The organism is Candidatus Sulfuricurvum sp. RIFRC-1 (genome assembly GCF_000310245.1).
Lineage (GTDB): Bacteria > Campylobacterota > Campylobacteria > Campylobacterales > Sulfurimonadaceae > Sulfuricurvum.
In genome coordinates, this window is record NC_020505.1 from 1,993,704 (window position 1) to 2,012,813 (window position 19,110).

The following is a 19,110-nucleotide window of genomic DNA, read 5'->3' on the forward strand; positions in this document are numbered from 1 at the left end:
ACATGGATAAAAATAGCAAAATTTATGTAGCCGGTCACCGTGGACTTGTCGGCAGTGCCATCATCAAAAACCTTCACTTCAAAGGGTACAGCAATATCATGACCCGTACCCATAGTGAACTTGACTTAACAAGTCAGCAAGCTGTTTCTGATTTCTTTTTAGCCGAAAAACCGGAATACGTCTTTTTGGCTGCAGCCAAAGTAGGCGGGATCGTAGCCAATAACACTTACCGGGGTGAGTTTATTTATGAAAACGTGATGATCCAGAACAACATCATCCATCAGAGCTTTCTCAACGGTGTCAAAAAACTGATGTTTTTGGGAAGTACCTGCATCTACCCGAAAAATACCCCTCAGCCGATGCCGGAGCATTGTCTCCTCACAGATACATTGGAATATACCAACGAACCTTACGCGATTGCCAAAATCGCCGGTATTAAAATGTGTGAGAGCTATAATCTACAGTACGGCACCAACTATATCAGTGTTATGCCGACCAATCTCTATGGACCTAACGATAACTTCGATTTGGAAAAATCGCACGTCCTCCCTGCCATGATTCGTAAAATCCATTTGGCCAAACTCCTGAGTGAAAATAATACTCAAGCAGTATTGGATGATTTAAAAATGGATGACATTGAAACCGCACTAGGGTATCTTAAAGGTTTCGGTGTGAGCGGTGAACGGGTAGAAATCTGGGGGAGCGGAAAACCGATGCGTGAGTTCCTCTGGTCCGAGGATATGGCGGATGCTTGCGTATTTCTGATGGAAAATAGAAATTTTAAAGACACCTTTAGTGCAACTAACGAAATCCGTAACACACACATTAATATTGGAACAGGTATCGATATCAGCATCCATGATTTAGCCTATCTTGTCCGTGAAATTGTAGGATTTACCGGTGAGCTTTATTTCAACACCGATAAACCTGATGGAACGATGAAAAAACTAACCGACGTTAACAAACTTCACGCTTTGGGTTGGAAACATACGGTAGAATTACATGAAGGAATTAAAATGATCTATACATGGTATTTATACAATCAAGGGAATATTTTATGAAAGTTGTACTATTAGCCGGCGGATACGGAACCCGTATTTCAGAAGAGACCGATATAAAACCCAAACCGATGGTAGAAATCGGGGGTAAGCCGATCCTTTGGCATATTATGAAGATGTATTCGGCACATGGATTTAATGAGTTTGTTATTTTGCTCGGCTACAAAAGTTACTATATCAAAGAATACTTCGCAAACTATTTTCTTCACCAAAGTGACGTTACTATTAATCTTCAAACCAATGCTATGGAAGTACACAATAACAGCAGTGAACCATGGAAAGTGACCCTCGTTGAGACAGGATTAGATACGATGACCGGCGGTCGGATTAAACGAGCTGAACAATATATCGGCAATGAACCATTTTTGCTCACATACGGTGATGGCGTAGCCGATGTAAATATTGCAGAGACGGTGGCATTTCATAAAACCCATGGAAAAGCACTGACGATGACGGCTATCCAACCGGAAGCACGTTTTGGGAATCTCGATATCCAAGACAACATGAGCGTTGCAAGTTTTATCGAAAAGCCAAAAACCGAAGGGGGATGGATCAATGGAGGCTTTTTTGTCTGCGAGCCCAAAGTCCTTAACTATTTGAGTGCAGATGAATCGTGTGTATTTGAGCAAGCTCCCCTTCAAAATTTGGCGAAAGACGGTGAGTTGGTAGCCTTTAAACACCACGGTTTCTGGCAATGTATGGACACGCTACGCGATAATCAAAAACTAAATCAGATGTGGCACAATGATAAAGCCAAATGGAAGAATTGGTAATGCAAAATCTTTTCGGCGGTCAATATAAAGGAAAAACTGTTCTTATAACAGGCCATACAGGATTCAAAGGGTCATGGCTGGCATTGTGGCTGAACGAAATGGGTGCCAATGTCATTGGTTATTCCCTTGAGGCTCCGACAGAGCCAAATCATTTAGACCTTTTAGCGCTTAATATCATTTCCATTATCGGAGATATCCGAGATTTAGAACTCTTAAATAAAACATTTGCAACCTATAAACCGGAGATTGTTTTTCATCTAGCCGCCCAACCGCTGGTACGCCTTTCCTATGAAAACCCGATCGAAACCTATGAGACGAATGTTATGGGAACCCTTAAAGTGTTTGAAGCCTGTCGAGCCAATGGTGTAAGAGCGATTGTTAATATTACGAGTGACAAAGCGTATGAGAACCGAGAATGGGTATGGGGATACCGTGAAAACGATCCAATGGGGGGATATGATCCCTACAGCTCTTCCAAAGGGTGTGCCGATATTCTTGCTGCCTCTTATCGAAGCTCCTATTTTAACCCCGAAGAGTATAAAAAATCGCATAACACTCTTTTGGCGTCCTGCCGTGCCGGCAATGTGATCGGTGGCGGAGATTGGGCGAAAGACCGTCTTATGACCGACATTATGCTCTCAGTCTCGCAAGGGAAAAAAGTGAGTATCCGAAATCCGAATGCGACCCGTCCATGGCAGCATGTCCTCGAACCGCTCAGCGGCTATCTCGCTATCGGGCAAAAACTGCTCGAAGAACGGGTTGAATTTGCAGAAGCGTGGAATTTTGGCCCCAGCGATGAGGGGTCTATTACAGTCGAAGAGGTGGTCAATCATGTCAAAAAGCATTGGGATAGAATCGATTATGAAATTACCCGTGATCCAAACCAACCTCATGAAGCCAATCTCTTAAAACTCGATTGTTCAAAAGCCCATATCCGCTTAAAATGGAAAGATGTATGGGAGAGTGAGACGACATTTGAGAAAACGGTATTGTGGTACAAGAATTTTTATGAAAATAATGCCATTGATACAATCGATGATTTAAAGCAATATATTTTAGATGCAAAAAAGAAAAACTTAGAGTGGAGCATATTTTGAGTATACGGGTAGCCGATTACATTGCCAAATTTTTAGCAAATCACAACGATACGGCTAAAACCGTTTTTTTGGTTTCCGGTGGTGGAAACATGCATATTATCGATGGAATCGGTAAAAATCCTGCTCTTAACTATGTCTGTAACCACCATGAACAAGCGTGTGCAATTGCGGCAGAGGGATATGCCAGGGTTAGTAATAAGATCGGTATTGCCGTTGTCACTACAGGTCCAGGCGGGACAAACGCGATTACGGGTGTGATGGGAGGATGGGTTGATTCGATCCCAATGCTGGTGATCTCAGGCCAGGTCAAATTTGTCACAACGATTGCATCTCAACCTGAACTAAATCTTCGTCAGATCGGCGATCAGGAGATCAATATCGTCGATATTGTTAAACCGATTACAAAATACGCTGTGATGGTAACCGATAAAAATGATATTCGTCGTTATCTCGAAGAAGCTGTCTACCTTGCCAAACATGGTCGTCCGGGTCCAGTATGGATTGATGTACCGCTTGATATTCAGGGAGCAATGGTTGAAGAGAATGATTTAGTAGGGTTCATTTCTCCTGAAGAGCCAACTTATGATTGTCAAATTTTCACAGTTCTTGATGCATTGAAAAATGCAAAACGTCCAGTCATTATTGCGGGAAATGGGATTACGTTGTCGAATGGAGTACAAGAATTTAGAAAATTAGCTGCTCAATTAAATATTCCTGTTATCGGGACATTCGCACGCTATGATATTGCGAAAGACGATGACTCATTTTATTTCGGAAGATCAGGTTCATTAGGTCATCGTGCCGGAAATTTTGTGGTGCAAAACAGTGATTTGATTATTGCTATCGGTGCGAGACTTAATATTCGTGTTGTGAGTTACAATTGGGAATTTTTTGCCCGCGAAGCAAAAAAGATCGTTGTTGATATCGATCCAAACGAGTTAAAGAAACATACGGTAGAAATCGATGTACCGATTGAAGCGGATGCAAAAGTTTTTTGTAGCGAGTTATTAGAAGCGACTGATTCTGCCAAATTACCATCATACAGTGAGTGGATTGAACGATGTCAGCACTATCGCCGTGATTTTCCTACGATTACAGATGAGCGTCAAGTGGTTAGCGACGTAGTAGATTCGTATAATTTTTATGATATATTTTCAAACGTTTCGAGAGATGACGATATTTTTGTATTTGGAAACGGTACGGCCTGCGTAGCGTCTTACCAAAGTTTACGTTTGCGGAAAAATCAAAAAGTGGTTGTAAATTCCGGTTGTGCATCAATGGGCTACGATGTCCCTGCCGCTATCGGAGCATGTTATGCGAATGATCAGCATGAGGTTATATGCGTAACTGGGGATGGAAGTCTTCAGATGAATATCCAAGAATTTCAAACGATCATTCATAATCAGTTGCCAATTAAATTATTTGTTCTCAACAATGACGGATATATCTCCATTCGAAACACCCAAGGCGGTTTTTTCAAAGGGCATTATGTCGGTTCAACCCATGAGAGCGGAGTAAGCTGCCCAGATACGATTAAGATCGCACAGGCTTATGGTTTTACAACCTATCGAATAGAAAATCAAACTAACTTAGCTGAAGATATCAGTAAGGTTTTGGCGATGAAAGGTCCTGTTGTATGTGAAGTGATGCTGAGCCCGACGGAAAAGATGGAACCGAAACTCTCTTCTGAAGCGAAACCGGACGGGCGGATGGTTTCTAAACCATTGGAAGATATGTTTCCTTTCTTGGATCGTGAAACTTTTAAAGCTAATATGATTGTAAAGACGATTGATGAATAAGCAAACTGTTCTAATTACCGGAGCTTCCAAAGGGATTGGCAAAGCGATTACTGACCTTTTGATAAAACAAAAATCATATAATATATTAACGCCGTCACATGATGATCTTAATCTTTCAGATAGAGAATCCATTAAAATCTACTGTTCAAAACACCCTAAAATTGATATTTTGATTAATAATGCCGGCATTAACATTCTTGGAGCGGTGGACAGTATCGATGATGATGAAATCGATACAATGCTAGGGACCAATCTAATCGGTCCGATCGCTTTGATCCGAGCAGTAGTGCCATCCATGAAAATTACTGGTTATGGAAAAATAATTAACATCAGCTCGATTTGGGGTATCCGTTCCAAAGAAAACCGGACATTGTATTCGGCAACGAAATTTGCCCTCAATGGGGTGACTAAAGCCTTGTCACGAGAATTGGGAGAATACAATATCTTGGTTAATTCGGTTTGTCCAGGATACGTTAATACGGAATTGACGCAGAAAAATGTTCCACTTGCGGAGCAAGAAAAAATCAAAGCAACCATTCCTTTGGGACGTTTTGCCGAACCTGATGAAATTGCGCAAACTGTCGCTTTTTTGATTTCACCCAATAATACCTATATTACCGGTCAAACGATTATCATCGACGGAGGATTTTTAGCATGACATCACTTCAGATACACTCGAATCTTAGAGATTATACGGTCTCTTTTGAAAATACATTTGATTTTTTAAAATCAATGACTGCTATCGAACATAAGTGTATTATGATTGATCGCAATGTTGCTACTCTATATCAGGATCACTTCAACGCGGTATTCAAACAAGATGAAGTTATTTTATTTGATGCCATTGAGGAAAATAAAACACTTGAATATGCCAGCGTTTTGATTGAGCAGATTATTGCACAAGCCGCTAAAAAGAATTTGACAGTGATTTCGATCGGTGGAGGAATTACACAAGATTTGACGGGGTTTATTGCATCTACACTCTACCGTGGTGTCAACTGGATTTTTGTTCCAACCACTTTTTTAGCACAAACGGACAGCTGTATCGGCAGCAAAACATCGATTAATTTCAAATCCTTTAAAAACCTACTTGGGACATTTTATCCACCGTCAAAGATTTATATTAATCCCGCTTTTTTACAAACACTCACGCCTCTTGACTTTTACAGCGGGATCGGAGAAACGATAAAATTTCAGCTAATGAAAGAAGAAAAGAATAAAAACTTTGATCAAATTATAGAAACTATCGAAAAAGCAAAACAAGACCGTACCAAGTTGTTGCCGTTGATTGAAGACAATATGCGTGTTAAGCTTTCCTATATGGAAGGGGATGAATTCGATCAAGGACGACGAAACTTGCTTAATTATGGCCATTGTTTGGGACATGCACTTGAAACAGTAACTAATTATTATGTTCCACACGGTATTGCGGTAACAGTTGGGATGATTTTTGCTAATGCTGTTTCTTTGGGGCGGGGATGGATGGAAGAAAAGATTTTTAATGATCTCAATGAAAAACTCTTCGCACCTAATATACCGTTGGTTCTTGAAACCAGCCATTTTGATCGGGAACGGCTGTTACAGGCGATGAAAAATGATAAAAAGCGCATCGGTAAAGCATTAACCGCCATTATTCCTGATAGTGAATTTGTGATGCAAAAGATGGATGATGTGAATGAAGAAGAATTTGATAAAGCATTAAATATGACGAAAGATTTTTTAGTAGGGAGAACAATATGAATATTATCGAACGAGAGATGGTAGAAGTCTTAAAAGTACTTCGGGATGAGTATGGTGTTTTTGAAATCAAAGCAGAGTTTGAAGCAGAGGGTAGCCGTATCGAGGAGATGATGCGTCTCAAAGATATTACGTCAAAAGTTGATTTGCCAATCATTCTAAAAATCGGTGGCGTAGAAGCTATCACCGATATTTACAATGGTCTTTCTATCGGTGTGAAAGGGATTATTGCTCCAATGGCTGAGACTCCATTCGCAGTTTCTAAATTTCTAAACTCTATCGAGACTTTTGTAGCTGAAGATAATCGCGAAGATGTTGATTTTGCAATAAATATCGAAACACAAACTGCCTATGAAAATCTGGATAAAATCTTTACCCTTGAGAAGCTACCTCTTTTGTATGGGATTACTATCGGTCGAGTCGATATGGTCGGTTCGATGGGGTATGATCGCAGTAAAGTTGATGGGGAAGAGATTTCTGCAATGTGTCGAACCATTTTCCAAAAAGCTCGTGAAAAAAATCTAAAAACAGGCCTTGGCGGGGCAATTTCTACAGGGTCGATTCCACTCATACAATCATTATTTAATGAAGGATTGGTCGATAAATACGAAACACGAAAAGTTGTTTTTGCAGCTAATGCAATTTCTAAAGATCCTGAAGCAGGAATTTTAAAAGCAATTGAATTTGAGCTCCTTTGGCTAAAAAGCAAACGTCGATATTACTCACGAATCAAAGCTGAAGATGATCAACGTATCAATATGCTTGAAAAACGACTTGGCCACTAATGACGATTCTCATCATCGGTGCAAACGGGTTTATCGGCAGGCATTTAGGCGAATATTTGGCCAAGCATAGTACCTATTCCCTCTTGACTCCTAGTAGTAAAGAACTTAATGTTGCTCAGGAAGAAAGTGTTGATGCCTATATGGAAACACATAAGCCTGAGATTATCATCAACTGTGCCAATCGCGGCGGCGGGCGAGACAGCGGCAATGAAAACATCGTTCATGAAAATCTCCGTATGTTTTTCAACATCGTCAAATACTCCGATAAAGTGTCGAAAATCATCCATTTCGGCAGCGGGGCGGAATACAGCAAGCATAAGCCTATTGTTGATGTCAAAGAAGAAGATGCAGATATTTCTATCCCTTTGGATGAATACGGATTTTATAAATCGATATGTTCCAAATTTATTGATAAAAGTGACAATAACCTCAATCTTAGAATATTTGGTTGTTACGGTGAGTATGAGAATTATGAGTTCAAATTTATCTCAAATGCCATTGTCAAAAATCTTTTGCATTTACCGATAACGATCAATAAAAATGTCTTTTTCGATTATATCTATGTGAATGATTTGGTAAAAATCGTCGATCATTTTCTGCATCATGACAGCAAACATAAAGTTTATAATCTGACAACCGGCAAAAAAATCGATTTGATTACACTAGTGCATTTGATCAATGAAACGAGTGACTTCACCTCTGAGATCAAGGTCATCAATGATGGTCTGAACAATGAGTATACATCGGATAACAGTCGCTTAATGGATGCGATGGACGGATTTGAGTTTACCTCTCATCGTACTGCGATTATAGAGATGCGTCACTATTATGCCTCTATTTTGGATACGATCGACAGAGAAAAAATCGAAGCAGACCCCTATTTAAAGCTTTGCACTACATTTTGGAATAAACACGAGGAGAAAGAATGACACCGGCAGAACAACTTAAAAATGAGATATTACAAAAAACCAAAGAATATTATGAATTAGTTCATAAACCTGTACAAGAGAAAGAATTTGTATCCGGTAAAAGCCGTGTAAACTATGCAGGGCGTGTATTCGATGAACGTGAAATGGTCAATCTCGTCGATAGTTCACTCGATTTTTGGCTCACTTATGGTGATTATTCCAAACAATTTGAGAAAAAACTTGCCGACTATCTGGGAGTACGATGGACATTTTTGGTCAATAGCGGGAGTTCAGCAAATTTGCTCGCATTTTATACCCTTACGTCACCGTTATTGGGTGATCGTCAGGTCAAACGGGGAGATGAAGTGATCACCGTCGCGGCAGGTTTCCCAACCACCGTTGCTCCTATCGTCCAATACGGCGCCGTTCCTGTCTTCGTCGATATGGAACTGACTCATTTTAACATCGATGTAACGCAGCTCGAAGCGGCACTGAGCCCAAAAACCAAAGCGATTATGATCGCCCATACCCTCGGGAATCCTTTTAACCTCCGAGCCGTCAAAGAGTTTTGTGACAAACACAACCTTTGGCTGATAGAAGATAACTGTGATGCGCTAGGCTCTACCTATGAGGGCAAACCGACAGGAACCTGGGGAGACATCGGAACATCGAGTTTTTACCCGCCTCATCATATGACGATGGGAGAAGGGGGAGCAACCTATACGGACAACCCATTGCTGAAAAAAATCATGCTCTCGATGCGTGACTGGGGACGAGACTGCTGGTGTGAAAGCGGTATTGATAACACTTGTGGATGCCGTTTCTCCCAAAGCTTCGGAACCTTGCCAAAGGGTTATGATCATAAATATGTCTACAGCCATTTCGGATTTAACCTCAAAGTCTCCGATATGCAAGCGGCCATCGGTGTCGCACAGCTCGAAAAGTTCCCGACATTTGTCGAAAAACGTAAAGAAAACTTCACTAAACTCTACGAAGGGCTAAAGGGAATCGATGAATTGGTTCTGAATTCTGCCACGCCTAACAGCGATCCTAGCTGGTTTGGATTTATGATCACACTCAAAGACGGTGTACAATTTAGCCGTAATGAACTCGTAGAACATCTCGAAAACGCCAATATCCAAACTCGCAATCTCTTCGCCGGAAATATGCTCCGCCATCCGATGTTTGACAGTATGGTCCAAGAGTGTGATTATAGAGTTGTAGGTGATTTGCCCAATACGGACAAAATCATGAACGACAGCTTCTGGATCGGTCTCTACCCTGGTATGGGGGATAATGCGATTGCTTATATGATTACTAAGATAAAAGAGTTTACCTGTAAATGAAGATTGCATTTCATAATCTATATGAAGAACTTAATAAAAATAATTTTATGTTTGAAAATCATAACGCTTCTATAGGTGACAATCTTTTATCTCCACTAATTCACCTAAAAGCATATGCGGCACAACGAGGTCACACAATTGCCTCAACTGATATTATTATTCCTGAAAATGCCGATGCCATTGTTTTCATTGACATGCCAGATGAAAATAATGTCATATTGCAACGCGCCATAGCCACATACAAACCTCTTTATCTTTTAGCACTTGAAAGCCCGCTGATTAGACCTCAAAGCTTTGATATCAACAAGCATTCGTATTTTGAAAAAGTGTTTACATGGGATGACAATTTAATTCAAACAAATCCTGATAAATATATCAAAATCAATTATTCTTTTGAATTACCTGAGAGCATTGACGTAGATTTATCCAAAAAAACGAAATTATGTACAACAATCGCTGGTTACAAACATGCGATACATCCTTATGAACTCTACTCAAAACGAATCGAAGCAATTCGATGGTTTGAACAAAACCATTTGGAAGATTTTGATCTCTATGGGATTGGATGGGATAGTTATCGCTTTAAAGGCCCAAAGGTTATCCGTGCCCTAAATCGCATCAAACCCCTTACAAAACTTTTGGCACCCTCATTTCCTTCATATAAAGGAAAAGTCGACCGAAAAAAAGAAGTTCTGGAAAAATATAAATTTGCCATCTGTTATGAAAATGCTCGTGATATTCCCGGATACATTACAGAAAAAATTTTTGACTGCTTTTTTGCAGGATGCATTCCAATCTATTGGGGTGCTGACAATATAACAAACTATATCCCACATACATGTTTTATTGATCAACGTAACTTTAAAAGCTACGAAGAACTTTATAAGCATATACAATCTATGTCCGATACTGAATATAAATTTTACTTAGAAAATATCGAAACTTTTTTAAAAAGTACCCAGGCATATTTGTTTAGCAATAATTATTTTGCAGACACTATCTTAAAAAGTTTTGATAATGAATGAAAAAAAAATCTTTTTACAAGGATTCAGTTCAGGTCTATTTGTCAAATTAGGTTCAGCGATACTCTCTTTTTTAATCATTCCGATCTATATAAATTATTTTGGTAATAATGACTATGGTTCAATCATTGTATTGACAACAGCAATATCAATAGCATCTATAATCAATATTGGTTTGCCTAGTGCTATAGCAACCATTGGTGCACAAAGTTTTACATATCAAAAAGTTTATTATTTATTTAAATCTACATTTTTCCCATATATCATTTATTTACTGCTATGTTTATTTCTTTTAACATTTCTTTTTGATCATTTCAATACTTTAATATTTAATGTTCTGTTAAAATCATCTTTAACAATTAGTCATTCAATATTTTTGACTTTGATTATTATCGCTTCTGCCGTTAGTGGCTACATTCAGTCACTTTTTACTGCACTTCATAAATTACATCTTGCAAATTTCCTGCAAGGATTTGCAACACTGCAATATCCGTTAGCGCTTTTTATTACCATCTCCTTAAATGAAAATATTCAATTTTATTTCTCTATCGCAAGTTTATTTGCATGTATGAATATAGTAGTTTTTTTATTCCTATATTTAAAATTTTATATTCCCAAAGAAAAAATCGAGCCTCTTTTAGACTATTTTCATTCAAAACAAAACATTGCCATTACCTCACTTACTGCATTGTCCATTACAATTATTTCTTTAATTATCAATCAAGTCGATGTATTAATTATTTCTTACTATTTGACTAAAACAGAAGTGGTAAAGTATTCCATTCTTGCCAAAATTATTGGTTTAGAGATTTTATTATACGGGGTTTTTTTCGGTGCCATAACTCCACTCATAGCAAAATGGTATCGACAAAATAATTTTGATAAGATCAAATTTATTCATCACATCTCTTTCAATGTTATGTCTATTGTTGGCGGTGTTATTCTCCTTGGCAATATGCTATTTATGCAAAAATTTATTACATTATGGGTTGGTGAATCTCAATATATCGGGACAATCAATGTTTTAATTTATTCATTTTTTATCTATCTTTTTGGTATGTACAGTATTAATTACATTACATTTTCATCTTTTAATATAAAACGTAAAATGACTCTTATAGCGTCTATTATAGAACCTACTATCAAAATTGTTCTATCAATTTTATTTACAAAATATTTTGGTGTTACCGGTACTTTATTAAGTATGTTTTTACTTGGTTTGTTTATAACTTTTCCGCTAACAACATTCTTTTTATATAATTTTTCCAATGGATTAATACAAGTAAATATTTCATACCCATTTAAAAATTTTTGCTTATTAATTTCTCCTCTGCTAATTGTTTCATACTATTTGTCAAGTTCAAATGTTCTATTGTTGATTCCTGCAGCATTTTTACTTTTAGCTATTTATACAATCGGCAGTTGGTATCAATTGGATACAAATCAAAGGAATCAAGCAATACAATTATTTGGAAAACGACATGAGTAACAACTTAATTACAATACTTATTCCAACATACAATAGACTGGAATTACTACAAAAGGCTTACAATTCCTGTAAAAACCAAACGGATATACATTTTGATCTGATTGTCGTTGATAATGCCTCAGATGATGGAACGCAACAATTTTTAAAAACGATTCACAAAGAAGATAAAATAATTTCTGAACTTATTCTAAATCCTATCAATCTCGGAGCGACCCTATCAATTACGAATGCTCTCACAAAAGTCAAAACACGATGGGTAACTATACTATGTGATGATGATACGATTGAGCCAAATTTTATTGAAAAATCTCTACCTATAATCAGTACAACTAACACGGGTTTTGTAATTACAGGATTCAGAACAGTTGATGAGAATGGGAATACGACACTAATACACAATACCAGCCAACAAACATTTAATCGAAATAAATTTCTTTTAAATTTTTTAAATGGGAAAATTCAAACGGCAGGGGTATCTGGATTCTTTTTTATCAACGAGATCATTTCAAAACCAAAAAACTATCCCAAAGGCTTTTTATCAGATACTATGATATGTGTTGAAGCAGGTTTGTATAATGGTGCCGAACTTATTGCTGAGTGTTTATACAATCGACTCGAATGGAGCGGGAGTGAATCTACATTTTCAATCAAAAACACTAAAATGTACTTTGAAAGTTTATTACTTTTTGGTCAGGATCTTACAAATCTGTTAGATAGTTACCAGCTTACTCCTGATATTGTTCAACGCGCCAAACAAACACAATCTCTCAAACATTTTTTTTGGATTGTTCTATTTCCAATTTTAAGAAATTCATCCATTACGCTTAAAGACTTAATCGATTTTTCCACACTTATTGATCGTTATGATAAGAGGTACTTTTTACATTTTACATTCATGATTATTTTATATCCTTTTATGAGTAAAATTTCTCTACCTGTGCGACAAAAACTATTTAGCATTTTACGTGATATTAAAAGAAAATTTTTATGATTAATATCAATCCACTCATCACGCTATGTATTCCAACCTATAATAGTGCATTATATTTAAGCGAAACCCTTAGCAGCATTGCAGCACAAACCTATGAAAATATCGAAGTCATTATCTCCGATAACGCATCCACGGATGAAACACCTGATATTATTAAATCCTATTGCGACCGTTACGGATGGTCGTTTTACCGTAACGAAGTCAATATTGGAGCTGGAAATAATTTTAACAAACTTATAGATCTGGCGAATGGAGAATATATAGCTATTTACCATGCCGATGATATTTATGATCCAACAATCGTAGAAAAAAGTGTATATGCTTTTCAACAATCAGATAATATCGGCCTTGTCGGTACCATGGGTACTGTTATCAATAGTCTCAATCAGTTTATTTATCCATTCTACTTTCCAACATGCTTCGGATCAAATCAATCCTTACTTGGTTTTGATGATGTTCTAAACGGTATCCTTTCAAGCAATAATCACGAAATATTACTGATAACACCGTCCATAATGGTCAAAAAAGAATGTTATCAACTATTGGGCGCTTTTCAAATTAATGAAAGATATAAATCTGCCGGTGATTATGAGATGTGGTTACGAATAGCTCATAGCTATCAAGTACATATCATCAATGAACAACTTATACATTATCGGATTCATGCAGGACAAGGGAGTGAAACAGAAATTAGACAAAGCCTTGAAATCAATGACATTATAATTGTCATGGGTGACTACATCCAAAAGAGTTCTGATCTGCAATTACAGAGAAACTATAGCAAATGGAGAGATAGATTACTCATTCGTACAGCGTTAAAACAAAATGCTGCATCTTTGTATGATAAAAGTAATACCACACTTAATGAAATCACAGAAATCAAATATTTATTTCCTAAACTTTTTCTAAACTTCCTTAATAATCTTAAATTGGCTGCTCCATTCAGATATCTACGCACTCTATACCGAACATTACGAAAATGAAAAAAATCCTCTTTATTTTTCATGACACCAATATGACAGGTTCATCTATAACTCTGTTCAGAATTATTGAAAATATTATCCCTTTGAACAAATATGATATTCATATTGCCTTTGCATCTGAGGATGGACCGATGTTGGATTTATTCAAACCATACAATGTTGCAATTCATCCGTTTAAAAAACATAGCCATGGAAACCTTTTCATAAAGCTATTAACACGAATACTGCATTTTTTTAAATACCCATTTTTCCTATACAACATCCGACCTGATTTAGTTTACTCAAATACATTAATGAATATCGGAGAAGTCATTCTTTCGCGAATTATGGGAATCAATACTCTAGTCCACGCTCATGAAGGAAAAGATATAATCCGAAAATATCTTCTACCTATTAAAGTTGAAGATTACTTTGTAGATGAATATATTGTTGTATCAAATTACGCACTTCAAAGTTTAAATATGTTCACTCGTCAACATACAAAAAAACACGTTATTTATAATGGAATTAAGCCCTCAAATCAAACTGCTTCTTACTTAAATAAAAACACTACAATAAGACTTTCGGTAATCGCAACAATACATAGGAATAAAGCACAATTAATCGCAATAAAAGCATTAGAACTTCTTCTTGCAAACACATCATTTTCAATCCAGCTAAATTTCTTTGGGAAACTAGCCGATACAACCTATTATAATGAGTTACAAGAATACATAAACAACAAGAATTTAACCCAATACGTCCATTTTCATGGTGAAATTACAAAACAAAACCAAATGTACCATCAAACGGATATCTTATTAATTACCTCTTTGGATGAAACATTTTCATTAACCGCACTAGAAGCTTTAAACACTTTGACCCCCGTAATCGCTTCCAATGTAGGTGGATTATCCGAAGTTATTGAAAATAATATTTCTGGGTTATTATTTGAAGTGGGTAATTTTCAAGAACTCTCAGAACAAATCATTCGTATTATTAACGATAATTTACTCCGAGAGCAAATCATCAATAAAGCACATTTGCGAGTCATAGAGAAATTCAATATTGAATCAATTACAAAACAAATATCCGCTGTTATTGATAATGCTCTAAATCACACGAAATAATCGATTCCTTAAATACTCTTTGTGTACAATATTTTTAAAGAAAGAGGAAATAATGGATAAACAAAGTTTTTGCAGTTTTACCGTATGTAATGTAGCCTATTTATACAAAGCACTTTCGCTTGCTGAATCCTACTACAATCATGTAGGTGAGAAAATTAATATTTTTTTATTTGACAAACAAAGAGACTTAGGCGATATCTCATCCTTAGCAAATATTTTTTGGATTGAAGAGCTCAATATAGAAAATTTAGAGCAATTATCGTTCAAATATGACATCATCGAATTTTCGACAAGTTTGAAACCTTTCCTAACCATGCACTTACTTAAAAGCCATGAGAAAGTTATATTTTTTGATCCGGATACATTTTTATTTGATAACATCGATTCCATCATCAATCTCTTGGATACAGAAGAAATCGTTGTAACACCTCATTACATTACGCCACAACAACGAGGAACGGAGCTTTCTCAAAGCGATACGGCCATGATGAGATTCGGTTCATTTAATCTAGGTTTTTTTGCTATTAGAAAATCGGAGGAATCTCTACGTTTTTTAAAATGGTGGGATGAAAGATGTCAAGATTTGTGCTATCTTGAAACACAATTCGGTATCGCTACTGATCAAAAATGGGTTTCTATTGCCCCCTGTTTTTTCCCAAGTTTACATATCTCATTTGATTTAGGTCTTAATGTTGCTTTTTGGAATTTACATGAACGAAAAGTGACTGCGAGTGAAAGAGAAAATAGATTTACTATTAATCAAAAATTCGATTTGATCTTTTTTCATTTTAGCTCATTCAATGAAAAAGAGCCTCTTAGGCTTAATAAAAGATCTTTCGATCTTGACCTTTCAGCAGAAACTTTATTACATAAAGTAATACTTGAATACAGCCATACCTCTGAAAAATATAAAAAACGATTAAACACTGTAAATACACGATATTCCTATGACTTTATGGAGAATGGCACCTATATTTCTCCTTCATTACGACGAGCTTACGCCAGCATGTTATCTTCCCATCAATTTCCGGAAAACCATAACCCATTTGAAACTCATGGAGTAGTTGAAATATTTGCTAAAAAAAATTATTTATTGAGTAAGACTTCAATAGGTTACACCTCCGCAGGTGTTGATAATTTAAATAACAATAAATGGAAATTTTATTTCATAAACAAACTCTTTAAACTACTTTTATTTGTTATCGGACCGAACCAATTCATGAATATTTCTCGTCTTCTCATTTTCCTCTCCAGTTATAGACTCAATTCTAAGCTCTGGAAAAACTAAATGATATTTAAAATTTTTTGGATTCTCAGGGCACTTTTGTATAAACCATTTTTTGGTTCTTTCGGTTTTCCATCGTATATTGGAAAACCTTTGATCATTCAAAACTCAAAACAAATATTCATCGGTAAACGAATAAGAATTTTTCCAGGTTCTCGCATGGAAGTGATCAATAAAGATGCATCCATCCTTTTTGAAGAGAACATTTCCATCGGTCAAAACTTACACATCATCTCCGGTGCAGAAATGGTTATTGGTAAAAATACCACTATCTCTGCCAATGTGTTTATCACCAATGTTGATCATGAATTTCGACAAATAGAGAAACATATTTTAAATCAGCCGCTTCTAATAAAAGAGACAAGGATTGGGGAAAACTGTTTCATAGGATATGGTGCGGTCATACAAGCCGGTACAACACTCGGCAAACAATGTATTGTAGGTGCCAATGCCGTCGTTCGAGGAAATTTTCCCGATTTTACTGTGATCGCCGGAGTACCGGCACGAATTATCAAACGATACGATTTTACAAGCCAAACATGGAAAAAAACCGATACAAAAGGAAATTTTATCGATGAAATATAAGAATATGCTCATCACCGGAGGGGCAGGTTTTATCGGCTCGAATCTCAGTTTAAAACTCATAGAGAAAGGGTACAATGTAACCGTACTCGATAATCTTTCTCCCCAAATTCACAGTGAAAATTCTCCTTTATTTCACTCTATTAAAGATAAAGTTAACTTTATATCAGGAACCGTTCTTTGCTATGATGACTGGAAAAAAGCCCTTGAGGGCATCGATGTTGTGGTCCATTTAGCCGCAGAAACAGGTACCGGGCAATCCATGTATGAAATAGAGAAATACACAGATGTTAATATCAAAGGAACTTCAATATTTTTGGATATTTTAGCCAATGAGAAACATAGTGTTAAAAAAATTATTGTGGCATCTTCTCGAGCCATCTATGGTGAAGGAAAATATTCATGTGATATTCATGGAATTGTTTATCCCTCTGAACGAAAAAATATAGACATGAAAAATGGTGATTTTGAGGCTAAATGTCCTCAATGTGCCGGAAATCTAAACTTAATGCCCACCGATGAAGAGAGTAAAATTCATCCTACATCCATATACGGAATCACAAAACAAGTCCAAGAACAAATGTTTATGGTCATGGGAAAATCACTAGGTATTCCTGCTGTTGCATTCCGATACCAAAATGTGTACGGTGTGGGACAATCTCTCAGCAATCCGTACACAGGAATTCTGTCTATCTTTTCTACTCGAATCAAAAATGGAAATGAGATTAATATATTTGAAGACGGGAAAGAGAGCCGTGATTTCGTTTATGTCGATGATGTTGTCGATGCCACAATAATGGGTATTGAAAAAGACGAAGCCAATCATCACGTTTTTAATGTAGGTCTCGGAGTGGGAATTGATGTTTTAACGGTAGCCAATACTTTAATCAAGGCCTATAATAGCAACTCCAAGATAACACTCTCGGGAAATTTTAGGCTCGGTGATATCCGACACAACTATGCCAATATATCTAAAATAAAAGAGTTGCTCGGATTTGAGCCAAAAGTGAATTTTGTAGAGGGAATTCAACGGTTTACCACTTGGGTTAATCAACAAGAAGTTGTGGAAGATAAATATGCAGAAAGCATTGAAGAGATGAAGGAAAAAGGGCTGTACAAGTAAATGCATTCTTTAAACGGGAAAAAAATACTTTATATCGGCCCAAAATTTTTCGGATATGAAAACATCATAAAATCGACGCTCGAAGAAAAGTTTGAGGCATTCGTTGATTTTTATGATGACAGACCATCCAATGATCTTTGGACAAAAATCTTTATCAGACTGAAATTAAAAACATTGATTAAACAAAAAATAGATGCTTATTACACTTCTATTTTCAATGCTATCAAAGAGATCTCGTATGATTATATTTTTATTATTTCACCAGAGACTCTTAGTGTTAAAGAACTGACAATACTAAAAAATTTACAGCACCATGCTACGTTTATTCTGTATATGTGGGATTCGTTTGACAATAAAAACAGTTTAAATACAATTCACCTGTTTGATAGAGTTGTTACGTTTGACAACCATGATGCTCAAAAATATCATTTACATTTTCATCCGCTTTTTTATATTGAAACTTACGCCAAAATACCATCTAAAGAGCTCTTCTATGACTTATGTTTCATTGCAACTGCACACAGTGATAGATATCTGATAGCCAAAAAAGTACAAAAATATTTGGATCAGTTCTCTTTAAAAATGTTTAGCTTTCTTTATCTCAATACGAAATTAATGTACTGGGGAAGACGACTTTTTCTCAAAAAATATCCCTACGGTCCAATAGCCGCTTTCTCGTTTGAGCCTATGTCTCAAGCTGAAATTATCTCCGTTATTTCTAAGTCAAAAGCCATTTTAGACATTAACCATCCTTCTCAAGTTGGTTTAACCATGAGAACATTTGAAGCATTGGGTGCAAATAAAAAGCTCATTACTACCAATACAAATATCAAACAGTATGATTTCTATAATGCAAACAACATTACCATTATCGATCGCACTAATCCGCACATCGATATGCGTTTTTTTGATTCTCCATACGAGCCGCTGGATAAAGAAGTTTATGAACAATACTCTTTGTATAATTGGATTAATACGGTATTCGATTGTCAATCAAACAAATAAAAATTGATTTATACACTA

General features: G+C 36.4%; 18 protein-coding genes. All 18 read left to right on the plus strand.

What is annotated here, in order from left to right:
- Positions 1–2 precede the first annotated feature (2 nt).
- The 18 genes from B649_RS10075 to B649_RS10160 all read left to right on the plus strand — a co-directional run bounded on the left by B649_RS10075 (position 3) and on the right by B649_RS10160 (position 19,092).
- Positions 3–1,061, plus strand: coding sequence for a GDP-L-fucose synthase (locus B649_RS10075; protein ID WP_015654421.1), 1,059 nt, complete (start codon positions 3–5; stop codon positions 1,059–1,061).
- Positions 1,058–1,831: a glucose-1-phosphate cytidylyltransferase gene (rfbF, locus tag B649_RS10080; protein WP_015654422.1), complete on the plus strand. Its 774-nt coding sequence runs from the start codon at positions 1,058–1,060 to the stop codon at positions 1,829–1,831. Before B649_RS10075 ends, rfbF begins: the two co-directional genes overlap by 4 nt.
- Positions 1,816–2,928 (plus strand): CDP-glucose 4,6-dehydratase, encoded by a 1,113-nt coding sequence (gene rfbG / locus B649_RS10085; RefSeq protein WP_015654423.1) that lies wholly within the window; start codon positions 1,816–1,818, stop codon positions 2,926–2,928. Before rfbF ends, rfbG begins: the two co-directional genes overlap by 16 nt.
- Positions 2,913–4,727 (plus strand): thiamine pyrophosphate-binding protein, encoded by a 1,815-nt coding sequence (locus B649_RS10090; protein WP_015654424.1) that lies wholly within the window; start codon positions 2,913–2,915, stop codon positions 4,725–4,727. The genes rfbG and B649_RS10090 overlap by 16 nt, the downstream gene beginning before the upstream one ends.
- Positions 4,720–5,385 (plus strand): SDR family oxidoreductase, encoded by a 666-nt coding sequence (locus B649_RS10095; RefSeq protein WP_015654425.1) that lies wholly within the window; start codon positions 4,720–4,722, stop codon positions 5,383–5,385. Before B649_RS10090 ends, B649_RS10095 begins: the two co-directional genes overlap by 8 nt.
- A complete protein-coding gene (locus B649_RS10100; RefSeq protein ID WP_015654426.1) occupies positions 5,382–6,467 on the plus strand; it encodes an AroB-related putative sugar phosphate phospholyase (cyclizing) in 1,086 nt (361 codons plus the stop codon). Before B649_RS10095 ends, B649_RS10100 begins: the two co-directional genes overlap by 4 nt.
- On the plus strand, positions 6,464–7,249 hold the full coding sequence (locus B649_RS10105) for an aldolase/citrate lyase family protein (protein ID WP_015654427.1): 786 nt from the start codon (positions 6,464–6,466) through the stop codon (positions 7,247–7,249). Before B649_RS10100 ends, B649_RS10105 begins: the two co-directional genes overlap by 4 nt.
- Positions 7,249–8,178 (plus strand): NAD-dependent epimerase/dehydratase family protein, encoded by a 930-nt coding sequence (locus B649_RS10110; protein ID WP_015654428.1) that lies wholly within the window; start codon positions 7,249–7,251, stop codon positions 8,176–8,178. Before B649_RS10105 ends, B649_RS10110 begins: the two co-directional genes overlap by 1 nt.
- Positions 8,175–9,503 (plus strand): lipopolysaccharide biosynthesis protein RfbH, encoded by a 1,329-nt coding sequence (gene rfbH, locus B649_RS10115; protein WP_015654429.1) that lies wholly within the window; start codon positions 8,175–8,177, stop codon positions 9,501–9,503. The genes B649_RS10110 and rfbH overlap by 4 nt, the downstream gene beginning before the upstream one ends.
- On the plus strand, positions 9,500–10,528 hold the full coding sequence (locus B649_RS10120) for a glycosyltransferase family 10 (RefSeq protein ID WP_015654430.1): 1,029 nt from the start codon (positions 9,500–9,502) through the stop codon (positions 10,526–10,528). The genes rfbH and B649_RS10120 overlap by 4 nt, the downstream gene beginning before the upstream one ends.
- A complete protein-coding gene (locus tag B649_RS10125; RefSeq protein WP_015654431.1) occupies positions 10,521–12,014 on the plus strand; it encodes an oligosaccharide flippase family protein in 1,494 nt (497 codons plus the stop codon). The genes B649_RS10120 and B649_RS10125 overlap by 8 nt, the downstream gene beginning before the upstream one ends.
- The gene (locus B649_RS12340; protein WP_015654432.1) at positions 12,007–13,005 is read left to right on the plus strand and encodes a glycosyltransferase family 2 protein; all 999 of its coding nucleotides are present in this window, start codon (positions 12,007–12,009) and stop codon (positions 13,003–13,005) included. The genes B649_RS10125 and B649_RS12340 overlap by 8 nt, the downstream gene beginning before the upstream one ends.
- Positions 13,002–13,988: a glycosyltransferase gene (locus B649_RS10135; protein WP_015654433.1), complete on the plus strand. Its 987-nt coding sequence runs from the start codon at positions 13,002–13,004 to the stop codon at positions 13,986–13,988. The genes B649_RS12340 and B649_RS10135 overlap by 4 nt, the downstream gene beginning before the upstream one ends.
- Positions 13,985–15,097 carry a glycosyltransferase family 4 protein gene (locus tag B649_RS10140; protein WP_015654434.1) on the plus strand — a complete coding sequence of 371 codons (1,113 nt, stop codon included), beginning with the start codon at positions 13,985–13,987 and terminating at the stop codon, positions 15,095–15,097. Before B649_RS10135 ends, B649_RS10140 begins: the two co-directional genes overlap by 4 nt.
- A gap of 52 nt (positions 15,098–15,149) precedes the next feature.
- Positions 15,150–16,385, plus strand: coding sequence for a putative nucleotide-diphospho-sugar transferase (locus tag B649_RS10145; RefSeq protein ID WP_015654435.1), 1,236 nt, complete (start codon positions 15,150–15,152; stop codon positions 16,383–16,385).
- A gap of 156 nt (positions 16,386–16,541) precedes the next feature.
- The gene (locus B649_RS10150) at positions 16,542–16,967 is read left to right on the plus strand and encodes an acyltransferase (protein ID WP_291750899.1); all 426 of its coding nucleotides are present in this window, start codon (positions 16,542–16,544) and stop codon (positions 16,965–16,967) included.
- Entirely contained in the window at positions 16,957–18,087 is a 1,131-nt protein-coding gene (locus B649_RS10155; protein ID WP_015654437.1) for an NAD-dependent epimerase/dehydratase family protein, read from the plus strand. Before B649_RS10150 ends, B649_RS10155 begins: the two co-directional genes overlap by 11 nt.
- Positions 18,088–19,092: a hypothetical protein gene (locus B649_RS10160; protein WP_015654438.1), complete on the plus strand. Its 1,005-nt coding sequence runs from the start codon at positions 18,088–18,090 to the stop codon at positions 19,090–19,092.
- Positions 19,093–19,110 lie beyond the last annotated feature (18 nt).